The organism is Mesorhizobium sp. B2-3-7 (assembly GCF_006442695.1).
Classification (GTDB): Bacteria; Pseudomonadota; Alphaproteobacteria; order Rhizobiales; family Rhizobiaceae; genus Mesorhizobium.
Genome location: NZ_VFVV01000001.1, coordinates 110,839 through 137,105, shown reverse-complemented (window position 1 = coordinate 137,105; position 26,267 = coordinate 110,839). Strand labels below are relative to the sequence as shown.

Genomic DNA, 26,267 nt, shown 5'->3' with positions numbered 1-26,267 from the left:
GAAGCCAGAAGGTTTGGCAAAGCCAGGAAAAGGATCAGGGGAGATGGGTTTCCATCTCCCTTTTTTCTTGTGCCTGGAGGACTTTGACATGGTTGCCGAAGCGGAAGACTCAGAAGACGAAAGTTATGCGATCGATTGCCCGGTGCTGGTCACCGAGCGGCTGGTGATGCGGGCTCCGCGCGAAAGCGACATCGCGCAACTGGTCGAGCTCGCCGACAACCGTCATGTCGCCGAGATGCTGGCGCGCATGCCGCATCCCTATGGCGAGGCCGAGGCACGCGCTTTCCTGGCCATGGCCAAGTCGCGCCGCGCCGGTATCGCCTATGCGCTGACGCTGGCGGGCACCGAAACCTTCGTTGGCTGCGCCGGATTGAATACCACCGACCGCGGACTGGAGCTCGGCTACTGGATCGGTGAGTCCTATTGGAAGCGCGGCTTCGCCACCGAGGCGTCGCACGCCCTGGTCGATCTCGCGTTCCAGCGGACAAACATCCAGGTGCTTCATGCCTCGACGCGGGTCATCAATCCGGCCTCGCGCCGGGTGATCCACAAATGCGGCTTCCAGTATGCGGGCCAGGGCATGCTGAACTCGATCGTCGCCGGCCAGGTGCCCGTCGAGCGTTACCGCCTCGACCGGAAGACATGGACCAGCCTGCGCAACTGGGTACATTTTTGATGTGTGCCGATATTCAGGTGAGGCCGGCCTGCAAACGCTGATTTTCTGCGCTTCCGGTGCTCGCGTACCTTAAGTACGCTCCGCTCCGGTTCTCGAAAACCAACGTTTTCGGCTCGGCCTGACCTGAATCTCAGCACACATCGGCGCTGGGCCTCTGGTCAAAGGTTCGGAAAGAAACGTGCATCGATTTGGGCTCAGCCCAGTTCGGCCCATACCGGCAGATGGTCCGAGCCAACAGCCTTTCGGTCGACCCACAGGCGCTTCAGCGACCGGGCAAGCGAGGCGCTGGTGAAGATATAGTCGATACGCTTGTGGCGGTCGGTATTGCCGGGGTCCTTGGGGTCGACCCAGCTGACGAGATCGTCGCCGGCGACATTGAGGCGCAGGGCGGCATCGACGGCGAAGTCGGCGGTCAGCGGCATGCCGAATTCGTGGTCCGGCCGGCCGGCGAGTTCGACATATTCGGGCGATCCGGCCAGCATGTTGAAGTCGCCCATGCCGACGAAGGCCTCGGGGTGCGGCAGTTCCGGCAGGCCGATCTCGGCGACGCCGGACAGCGCGCCGCCTTCAAGCGCATAGTTCAACAGGCGCCGGCGCAGGAACTGGATCTGGCTGGCGCGCTCGACCGGGCTGCGGTGATCGAGATGGATGGAATAGAAGCGGATGAAACCAAGCGGCGTCTCGATCAGCGCCTCCAGCGCGCCGCGCTGGAAGTTCATCATCTCGAAGCTGCGGCTTCGCGGCAGGAGCAGGTTGCGCGACAGATGAATGGGCGTCTTCGACAGCACCATGTTGCCGAGCTGGAAGGTGGTGGTGATGGCGCGGCCGTTTTCGATGCGCGAGCCGATATTGGCCTCGAAATTGCTGCCATAGACGGCGAAATAGTCGGGCAGCGCCTCGCCGATCTCGGCGACCATGTCGCGTCCGCCGTTCCTGGGATTGTTGCGGGTGACCTCCTGCAGCGCGATGACATCGGCGCCGCGCACGGCGTCGGCGATACGCCCGACATCGTACTGCCCATCGAGGCCGATGCCGTACTGGATGTTGTAGGTTACAAGCTTCATGCCGACATCTCCGGCCAACCCCACGCGGCCACTGTCACAAAACGGCCTCGCCCTTCGCCGCGCCTTGGTTTAGAGCAAGGCGCAAGGTTTAGAGCAATGCCGCAAGGCCAATAAAGAAACTGCTGTCCGATGAAATTTCTCGATCAAGCCAAGGTCTATGTCCGCTCCGGCGACGGGGGCGCGGGTTCCGTGTCGTTCCGGCGCGAGAAATTCATCGAGTTCGGCGGACCGGACGGCGGCGATGGCGGCCGCGGCGGCGACGTCTGGCTGGAAGCGGTCGACGGGCTGAACACGCTGATCGACTACCGCTACCAGCAGCATTTCAAGGCCAAGACCGGCACTCATGGCATGGGCCGCAACATGACCGGCGCCAAGGGCGCCGACGTCACGCTGAAAGTGCCGGCTGGAACGCAGGTGTTCGAAGAGGACAACGAGACGCTGATCTGCGACCTCACCGTGGTCGGCCAGCGCTTCCTGCTGGCCAAGGGCGGCAATGGCGGCTTCGGCAACCAGCATTTCAAGACCTCGACCAACCAGGCGCCGCGCCGCGCCAATCCGGGTCAGCCCGGCGAGGAGCTCAACATCTGGCTCAGGCTGAAGCTGATCGCCGATGCCGGGCTGGTCGGGTTGCCCAATGCCGGCAAATCGACCTTTCTCGCCTCCGTCACCGCCGCCAAGCCGAAGATCGCCGACTATCCCTTCACCACGCTGCATCCCGGCCTGGGGGTGGCACGCATCGATGCGCGCGAATTCGTCATCGCCGACATTCCCGGCCTCATCGAAGGCGCGCATGAGGGCGTCGGCATCGGCGATCGCTTCCTTGGCCATGTCGAGCGCACGCGCGTGCTGCTGCACCTGGTGTCGGCGCAGGAGGAGAACCCCGGCAAGGCCTACAAGACCGTGCGCGCCGAACTCGAAGCCTATGGCCATGGCTTGACCGACAAGGCCGAGATACTGGCCCTTTCGCAGGTCGACACGCTTGATGCGGATGAGCGCAAGAAGAAGGTCGCGTCGCTGAAGCGCGCCGCCGGCCGTGCGCCGATGCTTCTGTCGGCGGTCACCGGCGAAGGGGTCGAAGCGGTGCTGCGCGCGCTGATGGCGGTGGTGGCCGAAGCGCGCGACGCGATCGCGGCGCCGGTCGACACGCGCTGGGAAAAATAGCATGACCGTGCAGTCGCTGAAGAAATACCGACGCATCACCGTCAAGATCGGTTCGGCGCTTCTGGTCGACCGCACCGCTGGGCTGAAGCGCGACTGGCTGGCGTCGCTGGCCGACGACATCGCCGTGCTGGCTCAAGGCGGCGCGGAAATCCTGGTCGTGTCGTCGGGCGCCATCGCGCTGGGCCGTACCATTCTGGATCTTGGAAAAAGGGCGCTGAAGCTCGAGGAGAGCCAGGCGGCCGCAGCCGTCGGCCAGATCGCGCTGGCCGGCGCCTGGTCGGATGCGCTTGGCAAGGGCGGGTTGAAATCGGGCCAGATCCTGCTCACGCTTGGCGACACCGAGGAGCGCCGCCGCTACCTCAACGCCCGGGCGACGATCTCGACGCTCTTGAAGATGAAGGCGGTGCCGGTCATCAACGAGAACGACACCGTGGCGACCTCCGAGATCCGCTATGGCGACAATGACCGGCTGGCCGCGCGGGTGGCGACGATGATGGGCGCCGACCTTTTGGTGCTGCTCTCGGATATAGACGGTCTCTACACCGCGCCGCCGGCGCGTGACCCGGAGGCCAAATTCGTCGCGGTGGTCGATCGCATCACGCCTGAGATCGAAGCGATGGCGGGTGCCGCGGCTTCCGAACTGTCGCGCGGCGGCATGCGCACGAAGCTCGACGCCGGCAAGATCGCCACCGCGGCCGGCACGGCCATGATCATTACCGCCGGCACGCGGCTTTCGCCGCTGATGGCGATCGAGCGCGGCGAGCGCGCCACCTTCTTCCGGCCGAGCGCCAACCCGGTGAAAGGCTACAAGAGCTGGATCGCCGGCCAGCTCGAACCGGCGGGAAGGCTCACCGTCGATGCCGGCGCCGTCGGGGCGCTGACATCGGGCAAGTCGCTGCTGCCGGCCGGTGTCAAGCTGGTCAGCGGCAATTTCTCGCGCGGCGATACGGTGGCGATCCTGTCGCCCGAGGGTCGCGAGATCGCCCGCGGGCTGGTTGCCTATGATGCCGCGGATGCCGTAAGGATCGCAGGCCTGAAGACAACCGAAATCGAGACCGTGCTCGGCTACGAGGCGCGTTCGGCGATGATCCACCGCGACGACCTTGTGGTCAGCCTCGCGGGCGACCAAGTAACGGGCGGAGGATGAGCCATGCTGAAGCTGCATGAAAAATCCCGGAACGATACAGTGGCGACCATGGCCGACCTCGGCCGCCGTGCCCGCGCCGCCGCACGACCGCTGGCCATCGCCACGACAGCCGCCAAGAACGCGGCACTTGCCGCCATGGCGCAGGCGATCATCGCCCGCGAGCGAGCCATACTCGACGCCAACGCCAACGACATCGCGAACGGGCATGAAGCCGGCCTCTCGGCGTCCTCCATGGACCGGCTGAAACTCAATCCCGCCCGCATCCGCGCCATGGCCGAAGGCATTCGCGAAATTGCCGAACTCGGCGATCCGGTCGGTGACGTGATCGCCAGTTGGGAGCGGCCGAACGGCCTCAGGATCGAACGCGTGCGCACGCCGCTCGGCGTCATCGGCGTCATCTACGAGAGCCGGCCGAACGTCACGGCGGATGCCGGCGCGCTCTGCCTCAAGGCCGGCAACCCGGTGATCCTGCGCGGCGGCTCGGATTCGCTGAACTCGTCGTCGGTGATCCACGCTTGCCTGGTCGACGGCTTGAAGGCAGCCGGCCTGCCGCAGGACGCCATCCAGCTTGTGCCGACCGCCGACCGCGCCGCCGTCGGCGAAATGCTGAAAGGCCTCGGCGGCAATCTCGACGTCATCATCCCGCGCGGCGGCAAGAGCCTGGTCGAGCGGGTGCAGACCGAGGCCCGGGTGCCGGTCTTCGCGCATCTCGAAGGCATCTGCCATCTCTATGTCGACCGCTCGGCCAAGCTCGACATGGCAGTCGGCATCGCCGTCAACGCCAAGATGCGGCGCACCGGCGTCTGCGGCGCGGCCGAAACGCTGCTGGTCGACCGTGCGGTTGCCTCCACCCACCTGGTGCCGATCCTCGACGCCTTGCGCGCCGCCGGCTGCGAGATCCATGCCGATGCCGAGGTGATGAAGCTGTTCTTCGACGCCAAGCCGGCGACCGATGCCGACTGGGTCACCGAATATCTCGACGCCATCATCGCGGTGAAGCTGGTCGACGGCGTTGATGACGCGATCGAGCATATCGAGACTTTCTCCTCCCATCACACCGAGGCGATCGTCGCCGAGGACGCGCAGGCGGTGGAACGGTTCTTCAACGAGATCGACTCGGCGATCCTGCTGCACAACGCCTCAACGCAGTTCGCCGATGGCGGCGAGTTCGGCATGGGCGCCGAGATCGGCATCGCCACCGGCAAGATGCACGCGCGCGGGCCCGTTGGCGTCGAGCAACTGACCTCGTTCAAATACCGCGTGCGCGGCTCGGGACAGGTGAGGCCTTGACGCTTTTCGTCCAAAGGGCCTGAAGCTTGCGCCCAGCCACCCCCCTCTGTCCTGCCGGACATCTCCCCCGCAAGGGGGGAGATTGGCTGACATTTTTGGTTTCGCCGATCTTCAATGCTGCAAGATTTGTGCCTTCACCGAAGCTGCTAATCTCCCCCCTTGCGGGGGAGATGTCCGGCAGGACAGAGGGGGGTGCCTAGCGAATGCTTTCCCTGCTTGAGCAACCTATCCCGTCCAGCTACCTCAAAATGCCGCATGCCGGCAAAGGCCTTGCCGTCGGCCTGTTCGGCGGCTCGTTCAATCCGCCGCATGCCGGCCACGCGCTGGTCGCCGAGATCGCGCTCAGGCGGCTGGCGCTCGATCAGTTGTGGTGGATGGTCACCCCGGGCAATCCGCTGAAGAACACGCACGAGTTGGCGCCGCTGGCCGAACGGCTGCGCCTGTCCGAGAAGATCGCCAAGAACCCGAAGATCAAGGTCACCGCCTTCGAAGCGGCGCATCATGTGCGCTACACCGCCGACGCGCTGGCGCTGGTCAAGGCGCGCAATCCCGGCGTCGACTTCGTCTGGATCATGGGCGCCGACAGCTTGCGCGATTTCCACCGCTGGCAGCGCTGGCGCGAAATCGTCATGACCTTCCCGATCGCGGTCATCGATCGTCCGGGCGCGACGCTGTCGTTCCTGTCGTCGGTCGTGGCCAAGACCTTCGACTATGCCCGCATCGACGAAGGCGATGCGCCAAGGCTCGCCCGTATGAAGGCGCCCGCGTGGACCTTCATCCACGGCCCGCGCTCGTCGCTGTCGTCGACGGCTATCCGCGAGCAGGCGAAGGGCTGATCGGTACGCACAGCGCCCTTTCTTCGCAAGGAGGAAGGCAAGTCCGGCAATGTCGCTTTTGCGGCGGCCTTTCGTCATCGAATGGATGATCTTGCGCTGATATGACCACTCTCGTGAAAAGCCAAACCGAAACGGAACCGAGGCACGGCGACACGCCCACGCCGCTGATCGCGATTGCCAGCGTCGTGGTGTCGATGGCGCTGATCGCCATCGGCAACGGGCTGATGTTCGCTTACATCCCCGTCCGGCTCGGCGTGGAAGGCTTCGATCCGACCTGGGCCGGTCTGATCGTCACCGGTCTGTCGGCGGGTGGTCTCGCCGGCTGCATCCTGACCGGACCGCTGGTGCGCAGGGTTGGCCATGCCCGTGCCTTCATGGTGCTGTCGGCGCTGATCGCGCTGTCGAATGCCGCAATCGGCGCCGGGCCGCACCCCCTGTTGTGGATCGCGGCGCGCGCTCTCTACGGCTTTGCCATATGCGGGCTTTTCATCGTCGCGCAGAGCTGGCTCAACGATGCCGTGGCCAACGCCATACGCGGCAGGGTAATGGCCGTCTTCTACGTCGCCTATGTCGGCGGGCTCGGCATCGGCTATGCGACGCTGGCGCTGGTCGACATCAGGACGGCGGATGCATCGCTGATCGGCATAGCCTTCACCGCGCTATCCATCCTGCCCGTCGGGATGACCCGGCTGGCCCAGCCGCCGGCGCCGCAGGCGGCATCGGTGGCGCTGCGCCGGGCCTGGCGGATTTCGCCGGTCGGCGTCGCCGGCATGCTGGCGGTCGGTGGCCTGTCCATGTCGATTTCCGGTTTTGCGCCGATCCACGCCACCGCGAAGGGGTACAGCCAGGCCGACGTGGCGCTGCTGCTTTCGGTGATGCCGCTCGGCACGCTGATCCTGCAGGTTCCGCTCGGCTGGATTTCCGATCGCACCGATCGCCGCTATGTGCTGGTCGCGGCATCCGCGATCGCCGCGGCGGCAGGGATGTTTGCGCTCGGCTTCGACGGCGGTACGCTGGCGGTGCTGCTGGTGATTTATGTGATGTGGGACGGCGCCTCGGAATCGATCTACTCGTTGGCCGGTGCCCACGCCGCCGACCGCGCCGGCAAGGACGACATGGTGGCGCTGTCGAGTTCCTTGTTGTTTGCCTGGTCGCTGTCCGGCTTCATCGTGCCGGGCATCGTGACCGCGCTGTCAGCCGTCTTCGGCACGCAGGCCTTCATCTATGTAACAGTGGTCATCGCCTGCGTCTTCTGCCTGTTCGTGCTTTTGCGCGTGTTCACCGCGCGGCCGGTGCCGGCAACCGAAACCGGCAGCTTCGCGCCGATGACGGCGCAAGCGCCATTGCCGGTGGAACTCGCCTTCGCGCCGGACGAACAGCACCGGCACAGGGGCGATTGACTATTGCCGGCGGGTTTCCGGCGCCGGGACCTGCGGTGGCGGCAGCGGGATCGATATGCGTTCGCGGTCGAACTCCTGCTTGGCCCGCTTGGTGAGGTCGGCCTGGGCGGCGAAGAAATCCGCCGATGATGTCCAGTAGCGCAAGGTGATCGAGACGGTGCTTTCGCCCAATGCCGCGACAAAGGCGGTCGGCGCCGGCTCACGCTTGACGCGGCGCTCGGCGGCGGCGATCGCAAGCAGCGTCTTCTGGGCGCGGTCGATGTCGTTCCAGGAGCCGATCGAGAGGGTGATGTCGCCGCGCCGCACGCCGTTGCGCGAAAAATTGCGCACCGGCTGGTTCCACAGCGTCGAGTTGGGCGCCAGGATGTAGACGCCTTCGGCGCTCCGGAGCTTGGTGGCGAAAAGGCCGATTTCCTCGATCGAGCCGGCAATGGACCCGACTTCGACGGATTCGCCGATGCGGAACGGCCGCAATGCCAAAAGCATGATCCCGGCGGCAATGTTCTGCAGCGTGCCTTGCAGCGCCAGGCCGATGGCCAGGCCGATGGCGCCGATCGCGGCGATGATCGAGGCCGTCTGCACGCCGAACTGGCCGAGCACCATGATGACGACCAGGACGAGGATGGCATAGCGGACGATCTTGGAAAAGAAGTGCCGCAGCGTCTGGTCAAAGCCATGGATGTGGCCCAGGCCGGCAAAAATCGAACGCTCGGCAAAGCCGGCGACGATGTAGCCGACAACCAGAAGGATGACGGCGCCGACCGCCGAAAGGGAATAGGAGACAATGAGCGCGCTGAGCTGAGAGAGCCCCGCCTGCACGGTCAGGAGGGCATTTTGCGGGTCGATCGGCATAATGGGATTCCGGTTGATCAATCAGCCGATAACCCCTGCGGAACGCCTGGGTTCCGATCTTTTGCGTGTCGCGCGGAACAAGCGGAGCCTCAATGAGTTCGCATGGAAGCGGGGCTCCGTCTTGAAACTGCAACGGAACTCTGCCTATCTAAGCGGTGTCACCCGCTTTCAGGGGTGATTTGGTTGTTCTTGCTGCGAAAGGAAATACACTGAGAACAGCACTGCGGAAGAAGGCCGACATCGTGCCTTCGCCGGCCGGGATCAGCGTAAACGACGCCGTGTCCCGCGCCATCAAGACAGTCCTTGCCAGTCTGGAAGACTCCAAGGCCGAAAACATCGTCTCAATCGACATTCAGGGAAAATCGAGCCTCGGCGACTACATGGTCGTCGCGTCGGGCCGATCGCACCGTCATGTCTCGGCTGTTGCCGATCATCTCCTCAAGGCGTTGAAGGATGCCGGCCTCGGCACGGCGCGCGTCGAGGGGCTGTCCGGCGCCGACTGGGTCCTGATCGATTCAGGCGACATCATCGTCCATGTCTTCCGCCCCGAAGTCCGCGAATTCTACAATCTCGAAAAGATGTGGCAGGCGCCGGACCTCGAGGAAGAGACCTTGCACTGAGCCGGTTGGTTTGGATGCGTGCCGTGGTTCCTGGCCCATTGACGATTTTCGGGCGACACGCATCGGCGGCCCTCTGAGGCGAGGATGAAGATTACCGTTCATGCCGTGGGCCGGATGAAAAGCGGCCCCGAGAGAGAACTCGCCGACCGCTATTTCGAGCGTTTCTCCAAGAGCGGCCCGGCTGTCGGCCTCGAATTCTCCGGCATCGCCGAGATCGCCGAAGGCCGTGCCCAGAACGCCGATGAACGCCGGCGCGATGAAGGCGCAAGGCTGCAGGCGCAGTTGCAGCCCGGCTCGGCGCTGATCCTGCTCGACGAGCGCGGCAAGAACCTGTCCTCGGAAGATTTCGCCGGCCGCATCGGCCAGTTGCGCGACGCCGGCCGCAAGGCGCTGGCGCTGGCTATAGGCGGCGCTGACGGCCACGATCCGTCGTTGCGCGCGCAGGCCGAGCTGGTGATGTCTTTCGGTGCGCTGACATGGCCGCACCAATTGGTGCGGGTGATGCTGGCAGAGCAGCTCTACAGGGTCTCGACGATCCTGTCCGGCCACCCCTATCACAGAACCTGAAGGTCGCATCGCACCGAATTCCGCCCCAATGCCGCGCAAGATCACCGCTTCGGGCCGGCTTTCCCTATTTTGCTCACCGGTGTGCGAAACCGCTGCACAGTTTTGGGCGATGCGCATTAATATGGTTGATGGTTCGTTAACGAAGCCGCAGATAGAGTCCATCCCGCATGGCTGAAGGCTGGAAATCGACGACGGGCTCATCGACAGCGGGCTCCTGGCGCGCGCGCGGCGGCATCGCGGCGGCGGTGGTCATCCTGTCGCTCAATGCCGCGTGGGCCGAGAACACGCTCGACATGGCCCCCGATCCGGACCAGAGCCGCGCCGAATACGAACAGATCTCCAAGGAGATAAGCCTGTCGTCCGAGCGGCTGGCCAAGCTGGCCGCCGACATCGCCGCGGTCAAGAAGGACCACGCCTCGATCACCGCCGCGCTGATCCAGTCGGCAATGACCGAGCAGAAGCTTGGGCAGGACATCGAGGACATCGGCGCCAAGCTGGAGGGGCTGAAGACCCAGCAGCAGAAGATCCGCGCCTCGCTGATGGCGCGGCGCGACGTGCTGGCGGAGGTGCTGGGCGCATTGCAGCGCATGGGGCTGAACCCGCCGCCGGCGATCCTGGTCAAGCCGGAGGACGCGCTGTCGTCGGTGCGCAGCGCCATCTTGCTTGGCGCCGTGGTGCCTGAATTGCGCCAGCAGACCGACAGGCTCCTGGCCGACCTCAAGGAGCAGACACGAGTGACGGCCTCGATCGAGGCCGAGCGGGCACGGCTGACGGCGGCAGTCGGCGAGCAGACTGCGGAAAAGAAGCGGCTCGGCATGCTGCTGGAAGCCAAGCAGAAGCTCGAAGCCGACACGCAGGCGCAGTTGTCGGCCGAGCGACAGCATTCCGAGGCGCTCGCGGCCAAGGCCAGCAGCCTGAAGGAATTGATCGCCTCGCTCGAAGCCCAGGCCGAACGCAACCGCAAGGCCGCGGATGCCGCAAAGGCCGCGGAGGCCGGCCAAGCCGGCGGCGACAAGGCGGGCGGCGACAACGCCGGCGGGGGTAAGGCGGGCGGCGACATGACGGCGTCGCTGCCGGTTCCCGAGGCCAACCGGCTTGCCGCTGCGGCACCCTTCTCGGCGCTGCAAGGACAGATCGCGCTGCCGGTCATCGGCCGCATTAAACGCCGGTTCGGCGCCGAAGACGGTAACGGCGCGGTGATGCTTGGGGACATGGTTGCGACACAATCGGGCGCCATCGTCACCGCACCGGCGGATGGGAATGTGCTTTATGCGGGGCCGTTTCGCTCCTACGGTCAACTCTTGATCCTGAATGCCGGCGACGGTTATCATGTCGTCTTGGCGGGGATGAGCAGAATCAGCGTCGCAACCGGCCAATCAGTGCTCGCAGGAGAGCCGGTCGGTGCGATGGGAGAGGCCCGGGTGGCAAGCACCTCGGCTTCGAAGAATGGAAATGCCACGCCGGAGCTCTATGTCGAGTTCCGCAAGGATGGAAAACCCGTCGATCCGGCCCCATGGTGGGCGGACCGTTTTTCTGGAAGGACGTGAAATGATGCGGAAACTGTCGCTTCTGTTTGCCGGTGCGCTGATGGGCGCGTCCGCCATGAGCCTGGTCTATGGCGCGCCCGGCTCGGCAGCGAACGCTGCGGGGTCGGAGACCTACAAGCAACTGGCGATCTTCGGCGATATCTTCGAGCGGGTGCGGGCGCAGTATGTGACGCCGCCCGACGACAAGTCGCTGGTCGAGAACGCCATCAACGGCATGCTTGCCTCGCTCGACCCCCACTCCTCCTACATGAACGCCGAGCAGGCGCAGGACATGCGCGTACAGACCAAGGGTGAGTTCGGCGGCCTCGGCATCGAGGTCACCATGGAGAACGATCTGGTCAAGGTGATCACGCCGATCGACGATACGCCGGCCGCCAAGGCGGGCGTGCTGGCCGGCGATTACATCGCCAAGATCGACGGTGAGGAGGTTCGTGGCCTGACGCTGAACGACGCGGTCGACAAGATGCGCGGCCTGGTCAACACGCCGATCAAGCTCACCATCCTGCGCCAGGGCGCCGACAAGCCGATCGAGCTGACGGTGGTGCGTGACATCATCAAGGTCAAGGCGGTCAAGTTCCGGGTCGAGAACGACATCGGCTACATGAAGATCACCTCCTTCACCGAAAAGACCTATGACGACCTCGAGAATGCCATCGACACCATCAAGAAGCAGGTGCCGAACGACAAGCTCAAGGGCTATGTGCTCGATCTGCGCCTCAATCCCGGCGGTCTGCTCGATCAGGCGGTAAGCGTATCGGACGCCTTCCTCAACCGTGGCGAGATCGTTTCGACGCGCGGCCGCGATCCCAAGGACGTTACCCGCTTCGACGCCAAGTCCAAGCAGGTCGACGATATCGGCGGCAAGCCGCTGATCGTGCTGGTCAATGGCGGATCGGCCAGTGCGTCCGAAATCGTCGCTGGCGCGCTGCAGGACCTGCGCCGCGCCACGGTGGTCGGAACGCAGTCCTTCGGCAAGGGTTCGGTGCAGACCATCATCCCGCTTGGCGAGAACGGCGCGCTCAGGCTGACGACGGCGCTCTATTACACGCCGTCCGGCAAGTCGATCCAGGGCAAGGGCATCACGCCCGACATCAAGGTCGACCAGCCGCTGCCGCCGGAACTGCAGGGCAGGGACCTGACGCGCGGCGAATCCGACCTCAAGGGCCACATCAAGGGTGCCGACGAGAGCTCGACCGGTTCGGGCTCGGCAGCCTATGTGCCGCCGGATCCGAAGAACGACCTCCAGCTCATCTATGCCGAGCAGCTTCTGCGCGGCCAGAAGACCGATCCGTCCTTCCCGCCCAATCCGCAGAAGGCTGTCCTCAACCAGTAACAGGTGGCGGCCAACAACGGGTCTGGCCGCCCGATGGAAGCAATGCGATGCTGCCGGGACCGAAAGGTTCCGGCAGTTTGATTCGGGGGTAACGCGAATCCCTCGATACAGGGCGCCAGGGGTGCGCCGGGGTTGAAGAATTCGCGCATGTCTCTTCGAAAGGTTCCATGTTCGAAGCCATGCGGACGGGGACAGGGCTTGGCTGATATCGGCAAGGACATCGAACGACCGCTCGGACTGACTGTCCGTCCGCCGCGCGCCGCCGGCAAGGTCAGCGTGGGTGCGCTCGTGGCTGCGTTCGTCGTGCTGGCCGTTGTCGGCGTCTCCGGCGCGATCGCGCTCAGGGACAAGCCGTTTCGCAAGCCGCAGGAAGTCGCGGTTTCGACGCCGAAAGTGGTGCCGGAGCCGACCGCTGCGCCGTCCGCTTTGGCGCCGGTCACGACGCCAAAGGCGGAAATGCCGGCCAAGGCTGGGGGCCCGCAGATCATCCATGTGCAGACAGAGGAAGGCGATGGTCCGCCCAAGGCGGCAATCGTCATCCGCGATCCGTCGACCATCGGCCAAAACCTGAAGATCGCGCATATTCCCGACAGGGCGCTGATCGAGGCCGGCGATGCCGGCCCCTTGCCGGTGCGCGCCGCAGACGGCCGGCGGCCCTTCGATGTCTACGCGCGGCCGTGGTCAGGCGCGCGCGGCGCCCGCGTGGCGATCGTCATCGGCGGGCTCGCGGTTTCACAGACCGGCACCCAGGCGGCCATCGCCAAGCTGCCGGCGGAAGTGACGCTGGCGTTCGCGCCGCAAGGCAACAGCATCGGCCGCTGGATGCAGGCCGCCCGGCAGAGCGGCCACGAGATCGTCATGCAGGTGCCGCTCGAACCGTTCGACTATCCCAATGTCAACCCCGGGCGCAACACGCTGACGGTGGCGGCGAGCGCGGAAGAGAACCTGAAGAACCTGCGCTGGGCACTGTCGCGGACGACGAACTATACCGGTGTCATGAACTATATGGGCGCGCGGTTTTCCGCCGACCCGGCGGCAATGGAACCCTTCATGGCCGAGCTCGGCAAACGCGGGCTCGCCTATATCGACGACGGCTCGTCGGCGCGTAGCCTGGCGCCGGATCTGGCGCTGAAGGACGGCGTGCCCTTCGTCTCCGGCGACACGGCGATCGACGCCGTGCAGGATCGCGGCGCCATCCTGAAGAAACTGGACAGCCTGGAGGCGACCGCCCGTGCCAAGGGAACCGCGGTTGGCATCGGCTCCGCTTTCGACCTGACGGTCGACACGGTGTCGTCATGGGCGGCCGAGGCCAAGAAACGCGGCATCGAGATCGTGCCGATTTCAGCGGTGGCGATCGATCCGCAAAAGGGCTAGCCACCGGGAAACAGCTTGAAAGACTGAATGATGCCGAAGACGAAGAAGGTCGACCGCGAGACGCTGCCCTACCGTCCCTGTGTCGGGCTGATGATCCTCAACGCCGAGGGCCTGGTCTGGGTCGGCCATCGTATCGCCGAGCCGGACAGCGAATTCGCCGGCACCACGCAGCTCTGGCAGATGCCGCAAGGCGGCATCGACAAGGGCGAGGAGCCGCTGCAGGCGGCGGAGCGGGAGCTCTATGAGGAGACCGGCATGCGCAGCGTCTCGCTGCTCGCCGAGGCGCCGGACTGGATCAACTATGATCTGCCGGACCACCTCGTCGGCGTCGCCTTCAAGGGGCGCTATCGGGGTCAGACGCAGCGATGGTTCGCCTTCCGCTTCCATGGCGATACCAGCGAGATCCAGATCAATCCGCCGCCCGGCGGCCACACCGCCGAATTCGACAAATGGTCGTGGCGGCCGATGCAGGAGCTGCCCGACCTGATCGTGCCGTTCAAGCGCAAGGTCTATGAAGACGTGGTGACGGCGTTCCGTCACCTTGTGCCATAGCCGGACGGGCCGCGGCCGCGGTTCAAACGCCAGCGGTTGCCGCGCCGGTTCGACCGTCTTATTGATGTCCATCCGCCACAAGAAGGGCCGCCATGCACGACGCCCCCAAAAGATCGCTGCCCGAGGAAGCCGACGCCACAAGCGAGGCTGCTGCCGGGGCCATCCTCACCATCGACCTTGGCGCGATCCGCGAAAATTACCGGCGGCTGAAGGCGCGGCTGGGCGGCGTGCGCTGCGCGGGCGTGGTCAAGGCCGACGGCTACGGTCTCGGCGCCGCGCAAGTGGCATCGGCGCTGATGAAGGAAGGCTGCGACATCTTCTTCGTCGCGCTGCTGTCCGAAGGCATCGCGCTGCGCAAGGCGGTGGGGGCCGGACCGGACATCTACGTGCTGAACGGGCTGCCGCCGGGTTCCGAGCCGGAAGCGGTGGCGGCTGGCTTGTGCGCTGTCATCAACAGTGGCGCACAGTTGCAAGCCTGGCGCGCAGCGACACACCGCGCCGGGCGTCGGCTCCCGGCTGCCGTCCAGGTCGACAGCGGCATGTCGCGGCTTGGAATGGCGCCAGCCGAGGTCGAGGCGGTGGCCGGGGATGTCGGCGCTTTCGATGGCATCGACGTCAGATATGTGATGAGCCACCTGGCCTGCGCCGATGAACCGCGCCACCCGGCCAATGAACAGCAGAGGCTGGCATTCGCGCGGTTGCGTGCCATGCTACCCGTGGCGCCGGCCTCGCTCGCCAACTCCTCCGGCATCTTTCTAGGCCCGCTTTATCATTGCGATCTCGCCCGGCCCGGTGCCGCCCTCTACGGCATCAACCCGACGCCTGGCCAAGCCAACCCGATGCTGCCCGTGGTCGGGCTGCAGGCCAAGGTGGCGCAGACGCGCAGTGTCCAAAAGGGCACTGGCGTCGGCTATGGCCACAGCTACCATGCGCAGGGCCCGCTCAGCCTGGCGACGATTTCATTCGGCTATGCGGACGGCTGGCTGCGCCGCTCCGCTTCGGCCGCATGGTTCGAGGCGGTGCGCCTGCCTTTCCTCGGGCGCGTGTCGATGGACTCGATCATTCTCGACATTTCCGCCTTGCCGCCCGGCCGGCTCGGAGAGGGCGACCTGGTGGAGTTGCTAGGGCCCTCACAGAGCGTCGACGATGCTGCCGACCATGCCGGCACCATCGGGTATGAAATCCTGGCCAGCCTCGGAACGCGTTTTCACCGGCGCTATCTGGGCGGTTGAGCGGTTTGGCCGCGCTTGACAAGCGGGCGCCATTCGGCAAGCTTTGGCACATGAGCAAGCTCGCTTATATCAAAACCTTCTTCAGGGTCTGCCCGATCGCGGGATCGTAGCCCCGGCGCGGCCGCCTTCCGGCGTCCGTCCGTACCGGGGCATCCATACATCCACAATCGCCATCAAGCCGAACAGCCCTTCGCGGCTGCCGGCCTTTCATCACGCCGTCGCCAGCGCGCCGGCAGGCGCGCATCCGCTCGATGCGCCGGTCCATGAGGTTTGCCATGCAACACGCGAAAGAACTGCGTCCAAACAGCCATCTTCTGATCAGCGACGCCGACCATGACAGGCTGACGGGCCTGGCCAGGGCTTTGCTCGATCGCGCGCCCGAGACGGCCGAGGAGCTGCTTTCGGAAATGGACAGGGCCGTCGTCACGAACGCGGCGGCGATGCCGGCCGGTGTGGTGCGAATGGGTTCGACGGTGATCGTGCGCGGCGAAAGCGGCGACGCCCAGCGCATCATGCTGGTCTACCCGGGTGAGGCCGACATAGCCGAGAACCGCATCTCGGTGCTGACGCCGATGGGAACCGCGCTCATTGGCGCGAGTGTTGGGCAGGCGGTTTGCTGGAACGGTCGTGGCGGCCGGGAACTGTCAGTGACCGTCGAGGCCGTCGATGCGCCGGCTTCCGGCCCGCAACGAGCTTGATGGCGAGGCGGTGATGACGAGCACGAATTGTTGCCTGACGACGAAGGACTTCGCCGTTCTCGAAGTCATGCTGGAGCGCCGGCGGGCGTTCGCGGATCCGATCGTGCGCATGCTCGAACACAAGCTTTCACGCGCCGATGTCGTGCCGATCGATTCGGTCGGCCCCGACATCGTTACGCTGAACAGCAGGGTGGTGTTCGGCGTCGATGCCGGTCCCGCCGAAACGCGAACCCTGGTGCAACACGAGGTGCGCGGGCCGGTCGGCTCCAGCCTTTCGGTCGCAACGAGGCGCGGGCTCTGCATGCTTGGCATGGCGCAAGGCCAGACGGCAACGGTCGAACACGTCGACGGCAGGCGGGAGTCGATCCTGATCAAGGCCGTGCTTTACCAGCCGGAAGCTGCCCGGCGCACGATCAGGCAGAAAGACCAGGCTGACGCGCGCCGACCGCACGGGCTCAGGCTCGTCTACAGTGCCGCAGCCGATTGGCGGCCTCTTGGCGAGACGGCCGGAATGCGGCAGACAGAAGAAGACGACCCCGGTCCCTCGGCGGCGTGAATGGGCAACGGCGCGTGGTCTCGAAGATCGACATCGATTTTCGCTCGGGATCATGCGCAAATCGAAAATACGGCCGCGTCCACGGGCGTCCTGAGGACGCTCGGCGCGGCAAGGAGTGAATGAATGAAAATCATGGTGCTGGGCAGTGGCGTGATCGGGGTGACCACGGCCTATTATCTCGCCGAGGCTGGCCACGAGGTGACCGTGATCGACCGCCAGAAAGGGCCGGGACTGGAAACCAGCTTCGCCAATGCCGGCGAGATTTCGCCCGGCTATGCCTCGCCTTGGGCCGGGCCCGGTATCCCCCTCAAGGCAATCAAATGGCTGCTGATGAAGCATGGTCCGCTGGTGGTGCGGCCGGCCTTCGATCCGCATATGTGGACGTGGCTGGTCAAGATGCTGCGCAACTGCACCGCCGAACGCTACGCGGTCAACAAGTCGCGCATGGTGCCGCTGGCCGAATACAGCCGCGACACGCTGAAGGCGCTGCGCGAGGCGACCGGCATAGCCTATGACGAGCGGACGCAGGGCACGCTGCAGCTGTTTCGCACGCAAAAGCAGCTCGACGGCACATCAGGCGATGTCGAGGTGCTGAAGAGATATGGCGTGCCCTACGAAATCCTCGACCAAGACGGCTGCATCGCGGCGGAACCGGCTCTGGCCGCGGTGCGCGAAAAATTCGTCGGCGGCCTGAGGCTGCCGGGCGACGAGACCGGTGACTGCAAGATGTTCACCGACAGGCTGGCCGAGCTTTGCGTGGCACGCGGGGTCAAGTTCGAATACGACACGACGATATGGCGCGTCATCCGCAGCCGCAACCGCGTCAACAATATGAGCACCAGCAAGGGCTGGCTGTCCGCCGATGCCTATGTGATGGCGCTGGGCAGCTATTCGGCGGACTTCATGCGCCGGATGAAGCGGCCGATCCCGGTCTATCCGGTCAAGGGCTATTCGATCACGGTGCCGATCAAGGATGCCGCCGCCGCACCGGTGTCGACGGTGATGGACGAAACCTACAAGGTCGCGATCACGAGGCTCGGCGACCGCATCCGCGTCGGCGGCACGGCCGAGATTTCCGGGTTCGACCTCCGGCTGCACGAATCGCGACGGCGCACGCTCGAACACTCGGTCGGCGACCTGTTCCCGGGAGCCGGCGCCATGCGGGAGGCGACGTTCTGGTGCGGCCTGCGGCCGATGACGCCGGACGGGCCGCCGCTGATCGGGCGCACGGAGCTTTCCAATCTCTACCTCAACACCGGCCATGGAACGCTCGGCTGGACCATGGCCTGCGGCTCGGCCAAGGTGCTGGCCGACATCATCTCGAACAAAGTGCCCGATATCGACGCCCGCGCGCTGGCGCAGGAGCGCTATCTGAAATAGACGCCGCCCGCTCGCCATCGGCGGGCGCGGCCGGGGGATATCGCGTCAGAACGCCTGTTTCACCCAGCCCTCGTCGAACAGCAGCCGGTAAGCCCACGGGATGGTCACTTCGGTGGCGACCGATTGGAATGGGCGAGATACTCGTCATCTGGCGAAGAAGGCGGGGTCGAGCACCATCATGCCGTTCTCCGTGTCGTGGAAGAAGCTGCGATGGCCGACATGCGTCAGACGAAAAGATTTCTCTCCCGCTCCACCGCCTTTGTAATGAAGGAGGCGACGATCTGGACGCGGCGCAGCGGCCTGACCGATTCGTGATAGACCAGCCAGTAGGCCCGGCGGATGGGCGCCACCACGTCGACGGCCACCAATTCCGGCATCGAGCGGGCGACGAAAGTGTGCAGGATGCCGATGCCGGCGCCCGACCGCACCGCTTCGGCCTGCCCGAGCGCGGAGGAAATGGCGAAGCTGGTGCGCCAGTCAGCGCTGAATTCGGCGGCGTAGTCGAGCGACGGGCTGACGATGAGGTCTGGCACATAGCCGATCAATTTATGCCGTCCCAGCTCGGCAGCGGTCTGGGGCAGGCCGTGGGCTTCAGCATAGGCACGCGAGGCAAACAGGCCGAGCGAGTAGTCGACCAGCTTGCCCGCTACCAGCCGGCCCTCGGTCGGGCGCTCGACGGTGATGGCAATGTCGGCCTCGCGGCGAGACAGGGAGAAGGAGCGCGGCACCGGTACGAGCTGAATCGTCAATTCACGGTGCAGCGCGGTCAGTGCGCCGAGGCGCCGGGCGAGGAATGCGACGCCAAACCCGTCCGGCGCACCGATCCGCACCGTGCCCGAAACGTCGTCGCCTTCGCCCGATATTGTCGAGCGGGCGGCGATCATGTCGCCCTCCATGCGCTCGGCAATATCGAGGAAACGCTCGCCGGCGGGCGTCAGCTCGCTGCCGGTGGTCAGCCGGCGAAAGAGTTTCGTGCGCAGCGCGTCTTCAAGTGCGGCGATGCGGCGCGAGACGGTGGCGTGGTTGAGTTCCAGCCGCCTGGCGGCGCCAAGGATTTGCCCGGCGCGCGCCACGGCGAGAAAGATGCGGACGTCATCCCAGTTCATTTTACCCTCCCTTTGTGGGAGGTCGATCCGCGTAGCGGAGCGGGGTAGGGGCGACGCCGGCGCTTGATCCCCACCCCGTCGAACGATCTCCGCTCCGCTCCGACCGCTCGCCGACCTCCCCACAAGGGGGAGGGTGAAGGCAGGGGAGATGTCCGGCAGGACAGAGGGGCGTGAAGGAACTCAATCTATCAATCCGTGAACGTCATCTTTGTGACCCTTCTCATTTGCGAGAATTGATGCTCTCCCGTCAACCGCTGTCTATTTTCTGCACAACGGTTGCGTTCTCCCTCGCGTTGCCATCGGCGTGCCAAAGGCGGACAATGCACCATCATAAACACAGGGAGAGACATCATGATCGAATACGGTCATTTCATCGGCGGCAAGCGTGTCTCCGGCACCAGCGGCCGCAAGCAGGACGTGATGCAGCCGATGGACGGCTCCGTGCGCGGCACGGTGGCGCTGGCCTCGCAGGCGGAACTGCGCGCGGCGGTCGAGAACGCCAAGGCGGCGCAGCCGAAATGGGCCGCGACCAACCCGCAGCGCCGCGTGCGCGTCCTTATGAAGTTCCTTGAACTGGTCGCCCGCGACTATGACGAACTGGCCGACATCCTGGCGCGCGAGCACGGCAAGACCATCGCCGATGCCAGGGGCGACATCCAGCGCGGCCTCGAAGTGGTCGAGGTCTGCATCGGCGCGCCGCACATGATGAAGGGCGAATTCACCGACGGTGCCGGCCCCGGCATCGACGTCTATTCGATGCGCCAGCCGCTCGGCGTCGTCGCCGGCATCACGCCGTTCAACTTTCCGGCGATGATCCCGCTGTGGAAGATCGCGCCGGCGATCGCCTGCGGCAACGCCTTCATCCTGAAGCCCTCCGAACGCGACCCGGGCGTGCCGATCCGCATCGCCGAACTGTTCATCGAGGCGGGCCTGCCTGCCGGTATCCTCAATGTCGTCAACGGCGACAAGGAAGTCGTCGACGCCATCCTTGACGACCCCGATATCAAGGCTATCGGCTTCGTCGGCTCGACGCCGATCGCTCATTACATCTATTCGCGCGGCACTGCGTCAGGCAAGCGCGTGCAGTGCTTCGGCGGCGCCAAGAACCACATGATCATCATGCCCGACGCCGACATGGACCAGACCGTCGATGCACTGATCGGCGCTGGCTACGGCTCGGCCGGCGAGCGCTGCATGGCGATCTCGGTGGCGGTCCCGGTCGGCCACGACACCGCCAACCGGCTGATGGAAAAACTGGTGCCGCGCGTCGAAAGCCTGAAGGTCGGCCCCTCGACGGATTCCGCCGCCGATTTCGGTCCGCTGGTCACCGCTCAGGCGCTGGAGCGGGTCAAGGGCTATGTCGATATCGGCGTCAAGGAAGGCGCCAAGCTGGTCGTCGACGGCCGCGGCTTCAAGATGCAGGGCTACGAGAACGGCTACTATATGGGCGGCTGCCTGTTCGACAACGTCACATCGGACATGCGCATCTACAAGGAAGAGATCTTCGGACCGGTGCTGTCGGTGGTGCGCGCGCCGACTTACGAGAACGCCATCAAGCTCGCCAACGACCACGAGATGGGCAATGGCGTCGCCATCTACACGCGCGACGGCGACGCCGCGCGCGACTTTGCTTCCAGGGTGCAGGTCGGCATGGTCGGCGTCAACGTGCCGATCCCGGTGCCGATCGCCTACTACACGTTCGGTGGCTGGAAGGCGTCGTCCTTCGGCGATCTCAACCAGCACGGTCCGGACGCGTTCCGCTTCTACACCAAGACCAAGACGGTCACCTCGCGCTGGCCGTCCGGCATCAAGGACGGGGCCGAGTTCGTCATCCCGACGATGAACTAGCCGGACGCTTGTCTGCTTGCGCGTCCTCGCCTTCGGCTGCGGGGCGCGCGGGCCGGCATCAAGGACGGGGCCGATTTCGTCATCCCGACGATGAACTAGCCGGACGCTTGTCCGCTTGCGCGTCCTCGCCTTCGGCTGCGGCCGCGCGGGCCGGCAGGACCACCCAAAAATCTACGGCCCGAGTCCCCTGGCTCGGGCCGTTTATTTTGCAAACGCTAATGTGATGGAACCGGCGAGGGCGCCAGGACTTAGAGCTACGATCCTGCCCTGGAGGAGGCATGGCAGGCAACCAGAGCGCCGACGGCTGACCGTTAGCATCGCATCGTCGGGCGCAAGGAGGTGTCCGATGGCACAACGTCTTATGTCCATGCTGCTATGCGCCGCGGCGGCGCTATCGATAGGGCCGGCGAATGCAGCCGGCCAATGTGCGGCACGCGCCGACATCGTCAAGGCGCTCGGCGAGAATTTCCACGAAAGCGAGGCCGGGCGTGGCCTGATCAATCCCAACGTGGTGCTTGAGGTGTTCGTTTCCGAACAGGGCAGTTGGACCGTCCTCGCCTCCGACACCAAGGGCCAGAGTTGCATCCTGTCCGTCGGCGAGGGCTGGGACAGCCCGACGATCAAGGCGGCCTTGCCAGGAGCCTGAGCCTCATCGCGTCGAAGCGGTTCAGGCGACGCGTAGTCTTGGGCATGCACTGTCCTGAACCGAGGTCGGTGTCGGGCGGTATGCTTCAACGTGTGGCGGCCGCCTCGGCATGGGCGCGCAGCAATGCCATCAGCCGCTTGGCATCCTTCGCGGCGGCTTCCTCGTCACCGTCGACAATCGAGCGGATCAGCGCGACGTGATGCTCGGCCGATTCCGCCAGGCCGGTATCGGCCTTGTAGCGGAACCAGAAGCGGCGGCTGTGGGTCTGCAGCGGGGCAGCCAGCCTGGCCGCGAACGGGTTGTCGGCAGCCCGCGCCAGCGCCTCGTCCAGCGTCTTGTCGGCCTGGATGAAGGCAAGCACGTTGCCGGAGATGACAGCCTTCTGCATGGCAAGCGCGGCATCGTGGAAGAGGTCGGCTGCGTCGCGGGTGACGAAGCGCGCCGCGGAGCGGGCCAGCACCACCTCGACGCCGCGGCGCGCGTCGAGGACTCGCAGCCAGTCGCCGGGGTGCAGCGGCGCGATGGCGATGCCTGCGCGCGGCCGCACGTCGAGCAGTCCTTCCCAAGCCAGCCTCTGGATCGCCTCGCGCACCGGCGTACGGCCGAGCGCCAGCTTCTCGATCAGGCCGCCTTCAGTGACGAAACTCGCCGGCGCCAGTTCGAGCGTGACAATCATATGCTCGAGCATACGGTAGGCCTTGGTCGCAGCCGGCTCGAACGCAGCGCTCATTTGCATGGATATCAAAGGCGGTCTCCTGATATATTTTGCATATATCATAAGAGAATCCGTGTTGACAGCGGCTTTCTTAATAGATATACGGCTGATATATCAGAGGAGCGATGACCATGTGGACCGGAGTTTTCCCAGCCGTCACGACTAAATTCACCACGGACGACCGCCTCGACCATGCCGAGATGGAGCGCTGCTTCGGCTTGCAGATCGAGGCCGGCTGCGACGGCATCATCGTCTGCGGATCGCTCGGCGAAGGGCCGATGCTGTCCCATGACGAAAAGATTGAAGTGCTGAAAACCGCGCAGAAGGTGGCTGGCAAGAAACCGGTGCTGCTGACGGTGAACGAGGCCGGGACACGCGAGGCCGCCAGCATCGCCCGCCGCGCCGCCAAGGAAGGCGCCAACGGCCTGATGGTGGTGCCCAGCCCGATCTACCATACCAATGCGGAAGAGACGGTGGCGGCGCTGCGCGCCGTCGCGGAGGCCGGCGACTTGCCGGTCATGATCTATTCCAACCGGCTCGCCTACCGCGTGGATGTCACCGTCGACCAGATGGAGGAGCTGGCGTCGGACGAGCGCTTCGTCGCCATCAAGGAATCCTCCGACGACATCAGGCGCTCGACCGAGATCATCAATCGCCTGGGCAGCCGCTACGACCTGTTTACCGGCGTCGACAATCTCGCTTTCGAGGCGCTGTCGGTGGGCGCCATCGGCTGGGTGGCCGGTCTCGTCACCGCCTTCCCGCGCGAGACGGTGGCGATCTACCAGCTGATGCAGCGGGGCCGCCGCGAAGAGGCGCTCGCCATCTATCGCTGGTTCCGGCCGCTGCTTGATCTCGACGTCTCGACCTATCTGGTGCAGAACATCAAGCTTGCCGAGGTGTTCGCCATTCAAACCAACGACCGCGTCCGCATGCCGCGCCAGCCGCTGTCGGGCGAGCGCCGCAAGGCGGTCGAGAAGATCGTCAAGGACGCACTGGCGGTGCGGCCGACACTACCGGCGTTCTGAGGCTTTCTTCCGAGAGGCGGCGCCCAGGTGACAGGAAGTTCCAAATCGATGGAAGCGCGGCGGCGCCCCGCCCTGCGGGCGTCTTCTCCCCGTGAACAGGGAGAAGAAATAGATATCGCCATCGTCGGCGGCGGCATCATCGGCATCTGCGCGGCGGCGTTTCTTGCCGAGGCGGGGCGAAACGTCACGGTCTACGACCGCACCGGCATCTGCGAGGAGACGAGCTCCGGCAATGCCGCCGCCTTCGCCTTTTCCGACGTGCTGCCACTGGCGCACAAGGGCATGCTCCGGCAATTGCCGAAATGGCTGGCCGATCCGCTCGGCCCACTCGCCATCCCGCCCGCCTACCTGCCGAAGCTGCTGCCCTGGCTGATCCGCTTCTGGCGTGCCGGCTCGGCGAAGCACTACGAGGCTGGCCTGGTGGCGCAGGCCGCAATGATGGCGCTCGCCGAGGCCGAATGGATGGGCCTGCTCGACCGCTCCGGCACGAGGCGGATGCTGCGCGAGGATGGCTCGCTCGAACTCTACGAAAGCGAGGCCGAATTCCAGGCCTCGCTGTCCGGCTGGGCGGCGCGCCAGCGCTTCGGCATCGGCTTCCGCCATGTCGGCGGCGAGGAGCTGGCGGAGCTGCAGCCCGGCCTGTCGCCGCGCTTCGGCAAAGGCACGTTCGTGCCGGGCTGGAAGACAATCGCCGATCCAAAACTGCTCGGCAAGGCGATCTGGGACTATGCGCAATCCAAGGGCGCGCGGTTCGAGAAGGCCCGCATCGCCGGCGTCGCCGCGGACGGGAACGGCGCGACGTTGACCCTGGCCGACGGCACGACGCGGCAAGCCCGGCACCTGGTCGTCACCGCCGGCGCCTGGTCGCATCTGCTGGCGCGGCAGCTCGGCGACCGCATTCTGCTCGAAACCGAGCGCGGCTACAACACGACGTTGCCAAAGGCCGCCTTCGACGTGAAGCGGATGCTGATCTTCTCCGGCCAAGGCTTCGTGATCACGCCGCTCGACACGGGCCTGCGCATCGGCGGCGCGGTTGAGCTCGGCGGCATCGAGCGGCCGCCCAACTACGCGCGCTCGAAGGCGCTGCTGCGCAAGGCGCAAGACTTCCTGCCGGGCCTCGATCCTTCGGGCGGACGCGAATGGATGGGGTTTCGTCCCTCGCTGCCGGATTCATTGCCTGTCGTGGGCCGCGCATCGGGAAGCCGGCCGGTGGTCTACGCTTTCGGCCACGGCCATCTTGGCCTGACCCAGGCTGCTGCGACGGGACGGTTGATCCGCGAGCTTGTCCTGGGGCAGACTCCGCCGATCGACGTGGCCCCCTTCAGTCCACAACGGTTTTGAATTTTCGAGGAGCATCATGGCCAGGAAATCCTTCTTCTGCATCGACGGCCACACCTGCGGCAACCCGGTGCGGCTGGTCGCCGGCGGCGGCCCGCTGCTCCAGGGTTCGACGATGATGGAGCGGCGCGCGCATTTCCTGGCCGAATATGACTGGATCCGCACCGGCCTGATGTTCGAGCCGCGCGGCCACGATGTCATGTCCGGCTCGATCCTCTACCCGCCGACGCGCGAGGATTGCGACATCGCCATCCTGTTCATCGAGACCTCGGGCTGCCTGCCAATGTGCGGCCACGGCACCATCGGCACGGTGACGATGGCCATCGAGCACGGGCTGATCAAGCCGACGACGCCCGGCGTGCTCAGGCTCGACACACCGGCCGGCCTGGTCATCGCCGAATACAAACAGGTCGGCGAATATGTCGAAGACGTGCGCATCACCAACGTGCCCTCCTTCCTCCATGCCGAGGGCCTGACGGTCGAATGCCCCGGGCTCGGCGAGATCGTCGTCGACGTCGCCTATGGCGGCAATTTCTACGCCATCGTCGAGCCGCAGAAAAACTATCGCGACATGGCAGACCATTCGGCGGGCGACCTCATCGCCTGGAGCCCGGTGGTGCGGCAGCGGCTTAGCGAGAAATACTCTTTCGTGCATCCGGAGAATCCGAGCATCAACCGGCTGTCGCACATGCTGTGGACCGGCGAGCCGACGGTGGCGGGTGCGGACGCGCGCAACGCGGTCTTCTACGGCGACAAGGCGATCGACCGCTCACCGTGCGGCACGGGCACCTCGGCGCGCATGGCGCAGCTCCATGCCAAGGGCAAGCTCAAGGCCGGCGATGCGTTCGTCCATGAATCGATCATCGGCTCGCTGTTCAAGGGCAAGGTTGAAAACGACGTCACGGTCGCAGGCAAGCCGGCGATCATTCCCTCGATCGGCGGCTGGGCGCGCATGACCGGGCTCAACACGATCTTCATCGATGACCGCGATCCGTTCGCGCACGGCTTCGTCGTCAAATAGGCGATTCATCACGCTGCGGAAGGTCGGGAAGGACAAAAAGGATTGCTGTCACGAGCGCAACAAATCGTCTCATCAACTTATTTTGACGGCGATTTCTTCGAAATAGAGCGCATGATGACGCTTAATCGTCAAAGACATTGCGTTATGCCAATGATAGGGTCCGCGATAGTCCAGGGGGCGGATGCGAAAAAACGGGCAATCGAACGGCGTGCAGTCGGAAACACGCATGACGATCAAAAAATGACGTTGCAATCCCGTCTCGAAACTTTACGACTAGGGGAAA

At 65.2% G+C, this 26,267-nt stretch carries 25 protein-coding genes; 21 read left to right on the top strand and 4 right to left on the bottom strand.

Annotation, left to right across the window (positions count from 1 at the left end; all coding sequences use genetic code 11):
• The first annotated feature begins 88 nt into the window (after positions 1–88).
• Complete coding sequence (locus FJ940_RS00695) at positions 89–676, top strand: GNAT family protein (protein WP_181171730.1); 588 nt, start codon at positions 89–91, stop codon at positions 674–676.
• 194 nt (positions 677–870) lie between these two features.
• Here FJ940_RS00695 and FJ940_RS00690 read toward each other — a convergent pair whose 3' ends face one another.
• The gene (locus tag FJ940_RS00690) at positions 871–1,740 is read right to left on the bottom strand and encodes an endonuclease/exonuclease/phosphatase family protein (RefSeq protein ID WP_140525012.1); all 870 of its coding nucleotides are present in this window, start codon (positions 1,738–1,740) and stop codon (positions 871–873) included.
• Between the two features lie 129 nt (positions 1,741–1,869).
• Here FJ940_RS00690 and obgE point away from each other — a divergent pair, with 129 nt between their 5' ends.
• The 5 genes from obgE to FJ940_RS00665 all read left to right on the top strand — a co-directional run bounded on the left by obgE (position 1,870) and on the right by FJ940_RS00665 (position 7,574).
• Positions 1,870–2,901 (top strand): GTPase ObgE, encoded by a 1,032-nt coding sequence (obgE, locus tag FJ940_RS00685; protein ID WP_140493021.1) that lies wholly within the window; start codon positions 1,870–1,872, stop codon positions 2,899–2,901.
• Between the two features lie 7 nt (positions 2,902–2,908).
• Positions 2,909–4,048 carry a glutamate 5-kinase gene (proB, locus tag FJ940_RS00680; protein ID WP_140493503.1) on the top strand — a complete coding sequence of 380 codons (1,140 nt, stop codon included), beginning with the start codon at positions 2,909–2,911 and terminating at the stop codon, positions 4,046–4,048.
• Positions 4,049–4,051: 3 nt separating this feature from the next.
• Entirely contained in the window at positions 4,052–5,338 is a 1,287-nt protein-coding gene (locus FJ940_RS00675) for a glutamate-5-semialdehyde dehydrogenase (protein ID WP_140624961.1), read from the top strand.
• A gap of 248 nt (positions 5,339–5,586) precedes the next feature.
• A complete protein-coding gene (locus tag FJ940_RS00670; RefSeq protein WP_140493506.1) occupies positions 5,587–6,174 on the top strand; it encodes a nicotinate-nucleotide adenylyltransferase in 588 nt (195 codons plus the stop codon).
• Between the two features lie 101 nt (positions 6,175–6,275).
• On the top strand, positions 6,276–7,574 hold the full coding sequence (locus tag FJ940_RS00665) for an MFS transporter (RefSeq protein ID WP_140654840.1): 1,299 nt from the start codon (positions 6,276–6,278) through the stop codon (positions 7,572–7,574).
• Here the strand turns inward: FJ940_RS00665 and FJ940_RS00660 are convergent, their stop codons facing one another.
• Positions 7,575–8,426: a mechanosensitive ion channel domain-containing protein gene (locus FJ940_RS00660; RefSeq protein WP_140525015.1), complete on the bottom strand. Its 852-nt coding sequence runs from the start codon at positions 8,424–8,426 to the stop codon at positions 7,575–7,577.
• A gap of 242 nt (positions 8,427–8,668) precedes the next feature.
• Here FJ940_RS00660 and rsfS point away from each other — a divergent pair, with 242 nt between their 5' ends.
• From rsfS to FJ940_RS00610, 10 genes are all read left to right on the top strand, one after another.
• Positions 8,669–9,046, top strand: a complete 378-nt coding sequence (gene rsfS / locus FJ940_RS00655; RefSeq protein ID WP_135902362.1) for a ribosome silencing factor — start codon at positions 8,669–8,671, stop codon at positions 9,044–9,046.
• Positions 9,047–9,130: 84 nt separating this feature from the next.
• Positions 9,131–9,613, top strand: coding sequence for a 23S rRNA (pseudouridine(1915)-N(3))-methyltransferase RlmH (gene rlmH / locus FJ940_RS00650; RefSeq protein WP_140517517.1), 483 nt, complete (start codon positions 9,131–9,133; stop codon positions 9,611–9,613).
• A 167-nt stretch (positions 9,614–9,780) separates the two neighbouring features.
• Positions 9,781–11,160 carry a murein hydrolase activator EnvC gene (locus tag FJ940_RS00645; RefSeq protein WP_140654837.1) on the top strand — a complete coding sequence of 460 codons (1,380 nt, stop codon included), beginning with the start codon at positions 9,781–9,783 and terminating at the stop codon, positions 11,158–11,160.
• Between the two features lies 1 nt (position 11,161).
• Positions 11,162–12,493 carry a S41 family peptidase gene (locus FJ940_RS00640; protein ID WP_181165202.1) on the top strand — a complete coding sequence of 444 codons (1,332 nt, stop codon included), beginning with the start codon at positions 11,162–11,164 and terminating at the stop codon, positions 12,491–12,493.
• Positions 12,494–12,691: 198 nt separating this feature from the next.
• Positions 12,692–13,867: a divergent polysaccharide deacetylase family protein gene (locus FJ940_RS00635; protein ID WP_140525019.1), complete on the top strand. Its 1,176-nt coding sequence runs from the start codon at positions 12,692–12,694 to the stop codon at positions 13,865–13,867.
• A 30-nt stretch (positions 13,868–13,897) separates the two neighbouring features.
• The gene (locus tag FJ940_RS00630) at positions 13,898–14,419 is read left to right on the top strand and encodes an RNA pyrophosphohydrolase (RefSeq protein WP_140493512.1); all 522 of its coding nucleotides are present in this window, start codon (positions 13,898–13,900) and stop codon (positions 14,417–14,419) included.
• A 92-nt stretch (positions 14,420–14,511) separates the two neighbouring features.
• The gene (alr, locus tag FJ940_RS00625; RefSeq protein WP_140628077.1) at positions 14,512–15,651 is read left to right on the top strand and encodes an alanine racemase; all 1,140 of its coding nucleotides are present in this window, start codon (positions 14,512–14,514) and stop codon (positions 15,649–15,651) included.
• Positions 15,652–15,926: 275 nt separating this feature from the next.
• Positions 15,927–16,349, top strand: coding sequence for a nucleoside diphosphate kinase regulator (gene rnk, locus FJ940_RS00620; protein ID WP_140493045.1), 423 nt, complete (start codon positions 15,927–15,929; stop codon positions 16,347–16,349).
• Complete coding sequence (locus tag FJ940_RS00615; protein ID WP_224704299.1) at positions 16,318–16,905, top strand: nucleoside-diphosphate kinase; 588 nt, start codon at positions 16,318–16,320, stop codon at positions 16,903–16,905. The genes rnk and FJ940_RS00615 overlap by 32 nt, the downstream gene beginning before the upstream one ends.
• Before the next feature lie 123 nt (positions 16,906–17,028).
• Positions 17,029–18,285 (top strand): D-amino acid dehydrogenase, encoded by a 1,257-nt coding sequence (locus FJ940_RS00610; protein ID WP_140525021.1) that lies wholly within the window; start codon positions 17,029–17,031, stop codon positions 18,283–18,285.
• A gap of 224 nt (positions 18,286–18,509) precedes the next feature.
• On the opposite strand, the gene FJ940_RS00605 is transcribed toward FJ940_RS00610, so the two are convergent.
• Positions 18,510–19,391, bottom strand: coding sequence for a LysR family transcriptional regulator (locus tag FJ940_RS00605; RefSeq protein ID WP_140525022.1), 882 nt, complete (start codon positions 19,389–19,391; stop codon positions 18,510–18,512).
• 351 nt (positions 19,392–19,742) lie between these two features.
• Here FJ940_RS00605 and FJ940_RS00600 point away from each other — a divergent pair, with 351 nt between their 5' ends.
• Both FJ940_RS00600 and FJ940_RS00595 read left to right on the top strand, forming a co-directional pair.
• Positions 19,743–21,239 carry a CoA-acylating methylmalonate-semialdehyde dehydrogenase gene (locus FJ940_RS00600; protein WP_140654835.1) on the top strand — a complete coding sequence of 499 codons (1,497 nt, stop codon included), beginning with the start codon at positions 19,743–19,745 and terminating at the stop codon, positions 21,237–21,239.
• Between the two features lie 346 nt (positions 21,240–21,585).
• Complete coding sequence (locus tag FJ940_RS00595; protein WP_140517526.1) at positions 21,586–21,885, top strand: hypothetical protein; 300 nt, start codon at positions 21,586–21,588, stop codon at positions 21,883–21,885.
• Positions 21,886–21,970: 85 nt separating this feature from the next.
• Here FJ940_RS00595 and FJ940_RS00590 read toward each other — a convergent pair whose 3' ends face one another.
• Positions 21,971–22,615 carry a GntR family transcriptional regulator gene (locus FJ940_RS00590; RefSeq protein WP_224518934.1) on the bottom strand — a complete coding sequence of 215 codons (645 nt, stop codon included), beginning with the start codon at positions 22,613–22,615 and terminating at the stop codon, positions 21,971–21,973.
• Positions 22,616–22,731: 116 nt separating this feature from the next.
• On the opposite strand from FJ940_RS00590, the gene FJ940_RS00585 reads away from it, so the two are divergent.
• The 3 genes from FJ940_RS00585 to FJ940_RS00575 are packed head-to-tail and all read left to right on the top strand — an operon-like array spanning position 22,732 to position 25,984.
• Positions 22,732–23,625 carry a dihydrodipicolinate synthase family protein gene (locus FJ940_RS00585; RefSeq protein WP_140654832.1) on the top strand — a complete coding sequence of 298 codons (894 nt, stop codon included), beginning with the start codon at positions 22,732–22,734 and terminating at the stop codon, positions 23,623–23,625.
• A gap of 27 nt (positions 23,626–23,652) precedes the next feature.
• Complete coding sequence (locus FJ940_RS00580; protein ID WP_246670970.1) at positions 23,653–24,966, top strand: FAD-binding oxidoreductase; 1,314 nt, start codon at positions 23,653–23,655, stop codon at positions 24,964–24,966.
• Between the two features lie 16 nt (positions 24,967–24,982).
• The gene (locus FJ940_RS00575) at positions 24,983–25,984 is read left to right on the top strand and encodes a 4-hydroxyproline epimerase (protein WP_140654830.1); all 1,002 of its coding nucleotides are present in this window, start codon (positions 24,983–24,985) and stop codon (positions 25,982–25,984) included.
• The last annotated feature ends 283 nt before the right edge of the window (positions 25,985–26,267 follow it).

Coding starts and splice junctions, on each gene's coding strand:
- FJ940_RS00695 (WP_181171730.1), top strand. CDS start 89: ATGGTTGCCGAAGCGGAAGACTCAGAAGACGAAAGTTATGCGATCGAT.
- FJ940_RS00690 (WP_140525012.1), bottom strand. CDS start 1,740: ATGAAGCTTGTAACCTACAACATCCAGTACGGCATCGGCCTCGATGGG.
- obgE (WP_140493021.1), top strand. CDS start 1,870: ATGAAATTTCTCGATCAAGCCAAGGTCTATGTCCGCTCCGGCGACGGG.
- FJ940_RS00675 (WP_140624961.1), top strand. CDS start 4,052: ATGCTGAAGCTGCATGAAAAATCCCGGAACGATACAGTGGCGACCATG.
- FJ940_RS00670 (WP_140493506.1), top strand. CDS start 5,587: ATGCCGCATGCCGGCAAAGGCCTTGCCGTCGGCCTGTTCGGCGGCTCG.
- FJ940_RS00665 (WP_140654840.1), top strand. CDS start 6,276: ATGACCACTCTCGTGAAAAGCCAAACCGAAACGGAACCGAGGCACGGC.
- FJ940_RS00660 (WP_140525015.1), bottom strand. CDS start 8,426: ATGCCGATCGACCCGCAAAATGCCCTCCTGACCGTGCAGGCGGGGCTC.
- rlmH (WP_140517517.1), top strand. CDS start 9,131: ATGAAGATTACCGTTCATGCCGTGGGCCGGATGAAAAGCGGCCCCGAG.
- FJ940_RS00645 (WP_140654837.1), top strand. CDS start 9,781: ATGGCTGAAGGCTGGAAATCGACGACGGGCTCATCGACAGCGGGCTCC.
- FJ940_RS00640 (WP_181165202.1), top strand. CDS start 11,162: ATGATGCGGAAACTGTCGCTTCTGTTTGCCGGTGCGCTGATGGGCGCG.
- FJ940_RS00630 (WP_140493512.1), top strand. CDS start 13,898: ATGCCGAAGACGAAGAAGGTCGACCGCGAGACGCTGCCCTACCGTCCC.
- alr (WP_140628077.1), top strand. CDS start 14,512: ATGCACGACGCCCCCAAAAGATCGCTGCCCGAGGAAGCCGACGCCACA.
- rnk (WP_140493045.1), top strand. CDS start 15,927: ATGCAACACGCGAAAGAACTGCGTCCAAACAGCCATCTTCTGATCAGC.
- FJ940_RS00615 (WP_224704299.1), top strand. CDS start 16,318: ATGCGCCGGCTTCCGGCCCGCAACGAGCTTGATGGCGAGGCGGTGATG.
- FJ940_RS00610 (WP_140525021.1), top strand. CDS start 17,029: ATGAAAATCATGGTGCTGGGCAGTGGCGTGATCGGGGTGACCACGGCC.
- FJ940_RS00605 (WP_140525022.1), bottom strand. CDS start 19,391: ATGAACTGGGATGACGTCCGCATCTTTCTCGCCGTGGCGCGCGCCGGG.
- FJ940_RS00600 (WP_140654835.1), top strand. CDS start 19,743: ATGATCGAATACGGTCATTTCATCGGCGGCAAGCGTGTCTCCGGCACC.
- FJ940_RS00595 (WP_140517526.1), top strand. CDS start 21,586: ATGGCACAACGTCTTATGTCCATGCTGCTATGCGCCGCGGCGGCGCTA.
- FJ940_RS00590 (WP_224518934.1), bottom strand. CDS start 22,615: ATGAGCGCTGCGTTCGAGCCGGCTGCGACCAAGGCCTACCGTATGCTC.
- FJ940_RS00585 (WP_140654832.1), top strand. CDS start 22,732: ATGTGGACCGGAGTTTTCCCAGCCGTCACGACTAAATTCACCACGGAC.
- FJ940_RS00575 (WP_140654830.1), top strand. CDS start 24,983: ATGGCCAGGAAATCCTTCTTCTGCATCGACGGCCACACCTGCGGCAAC.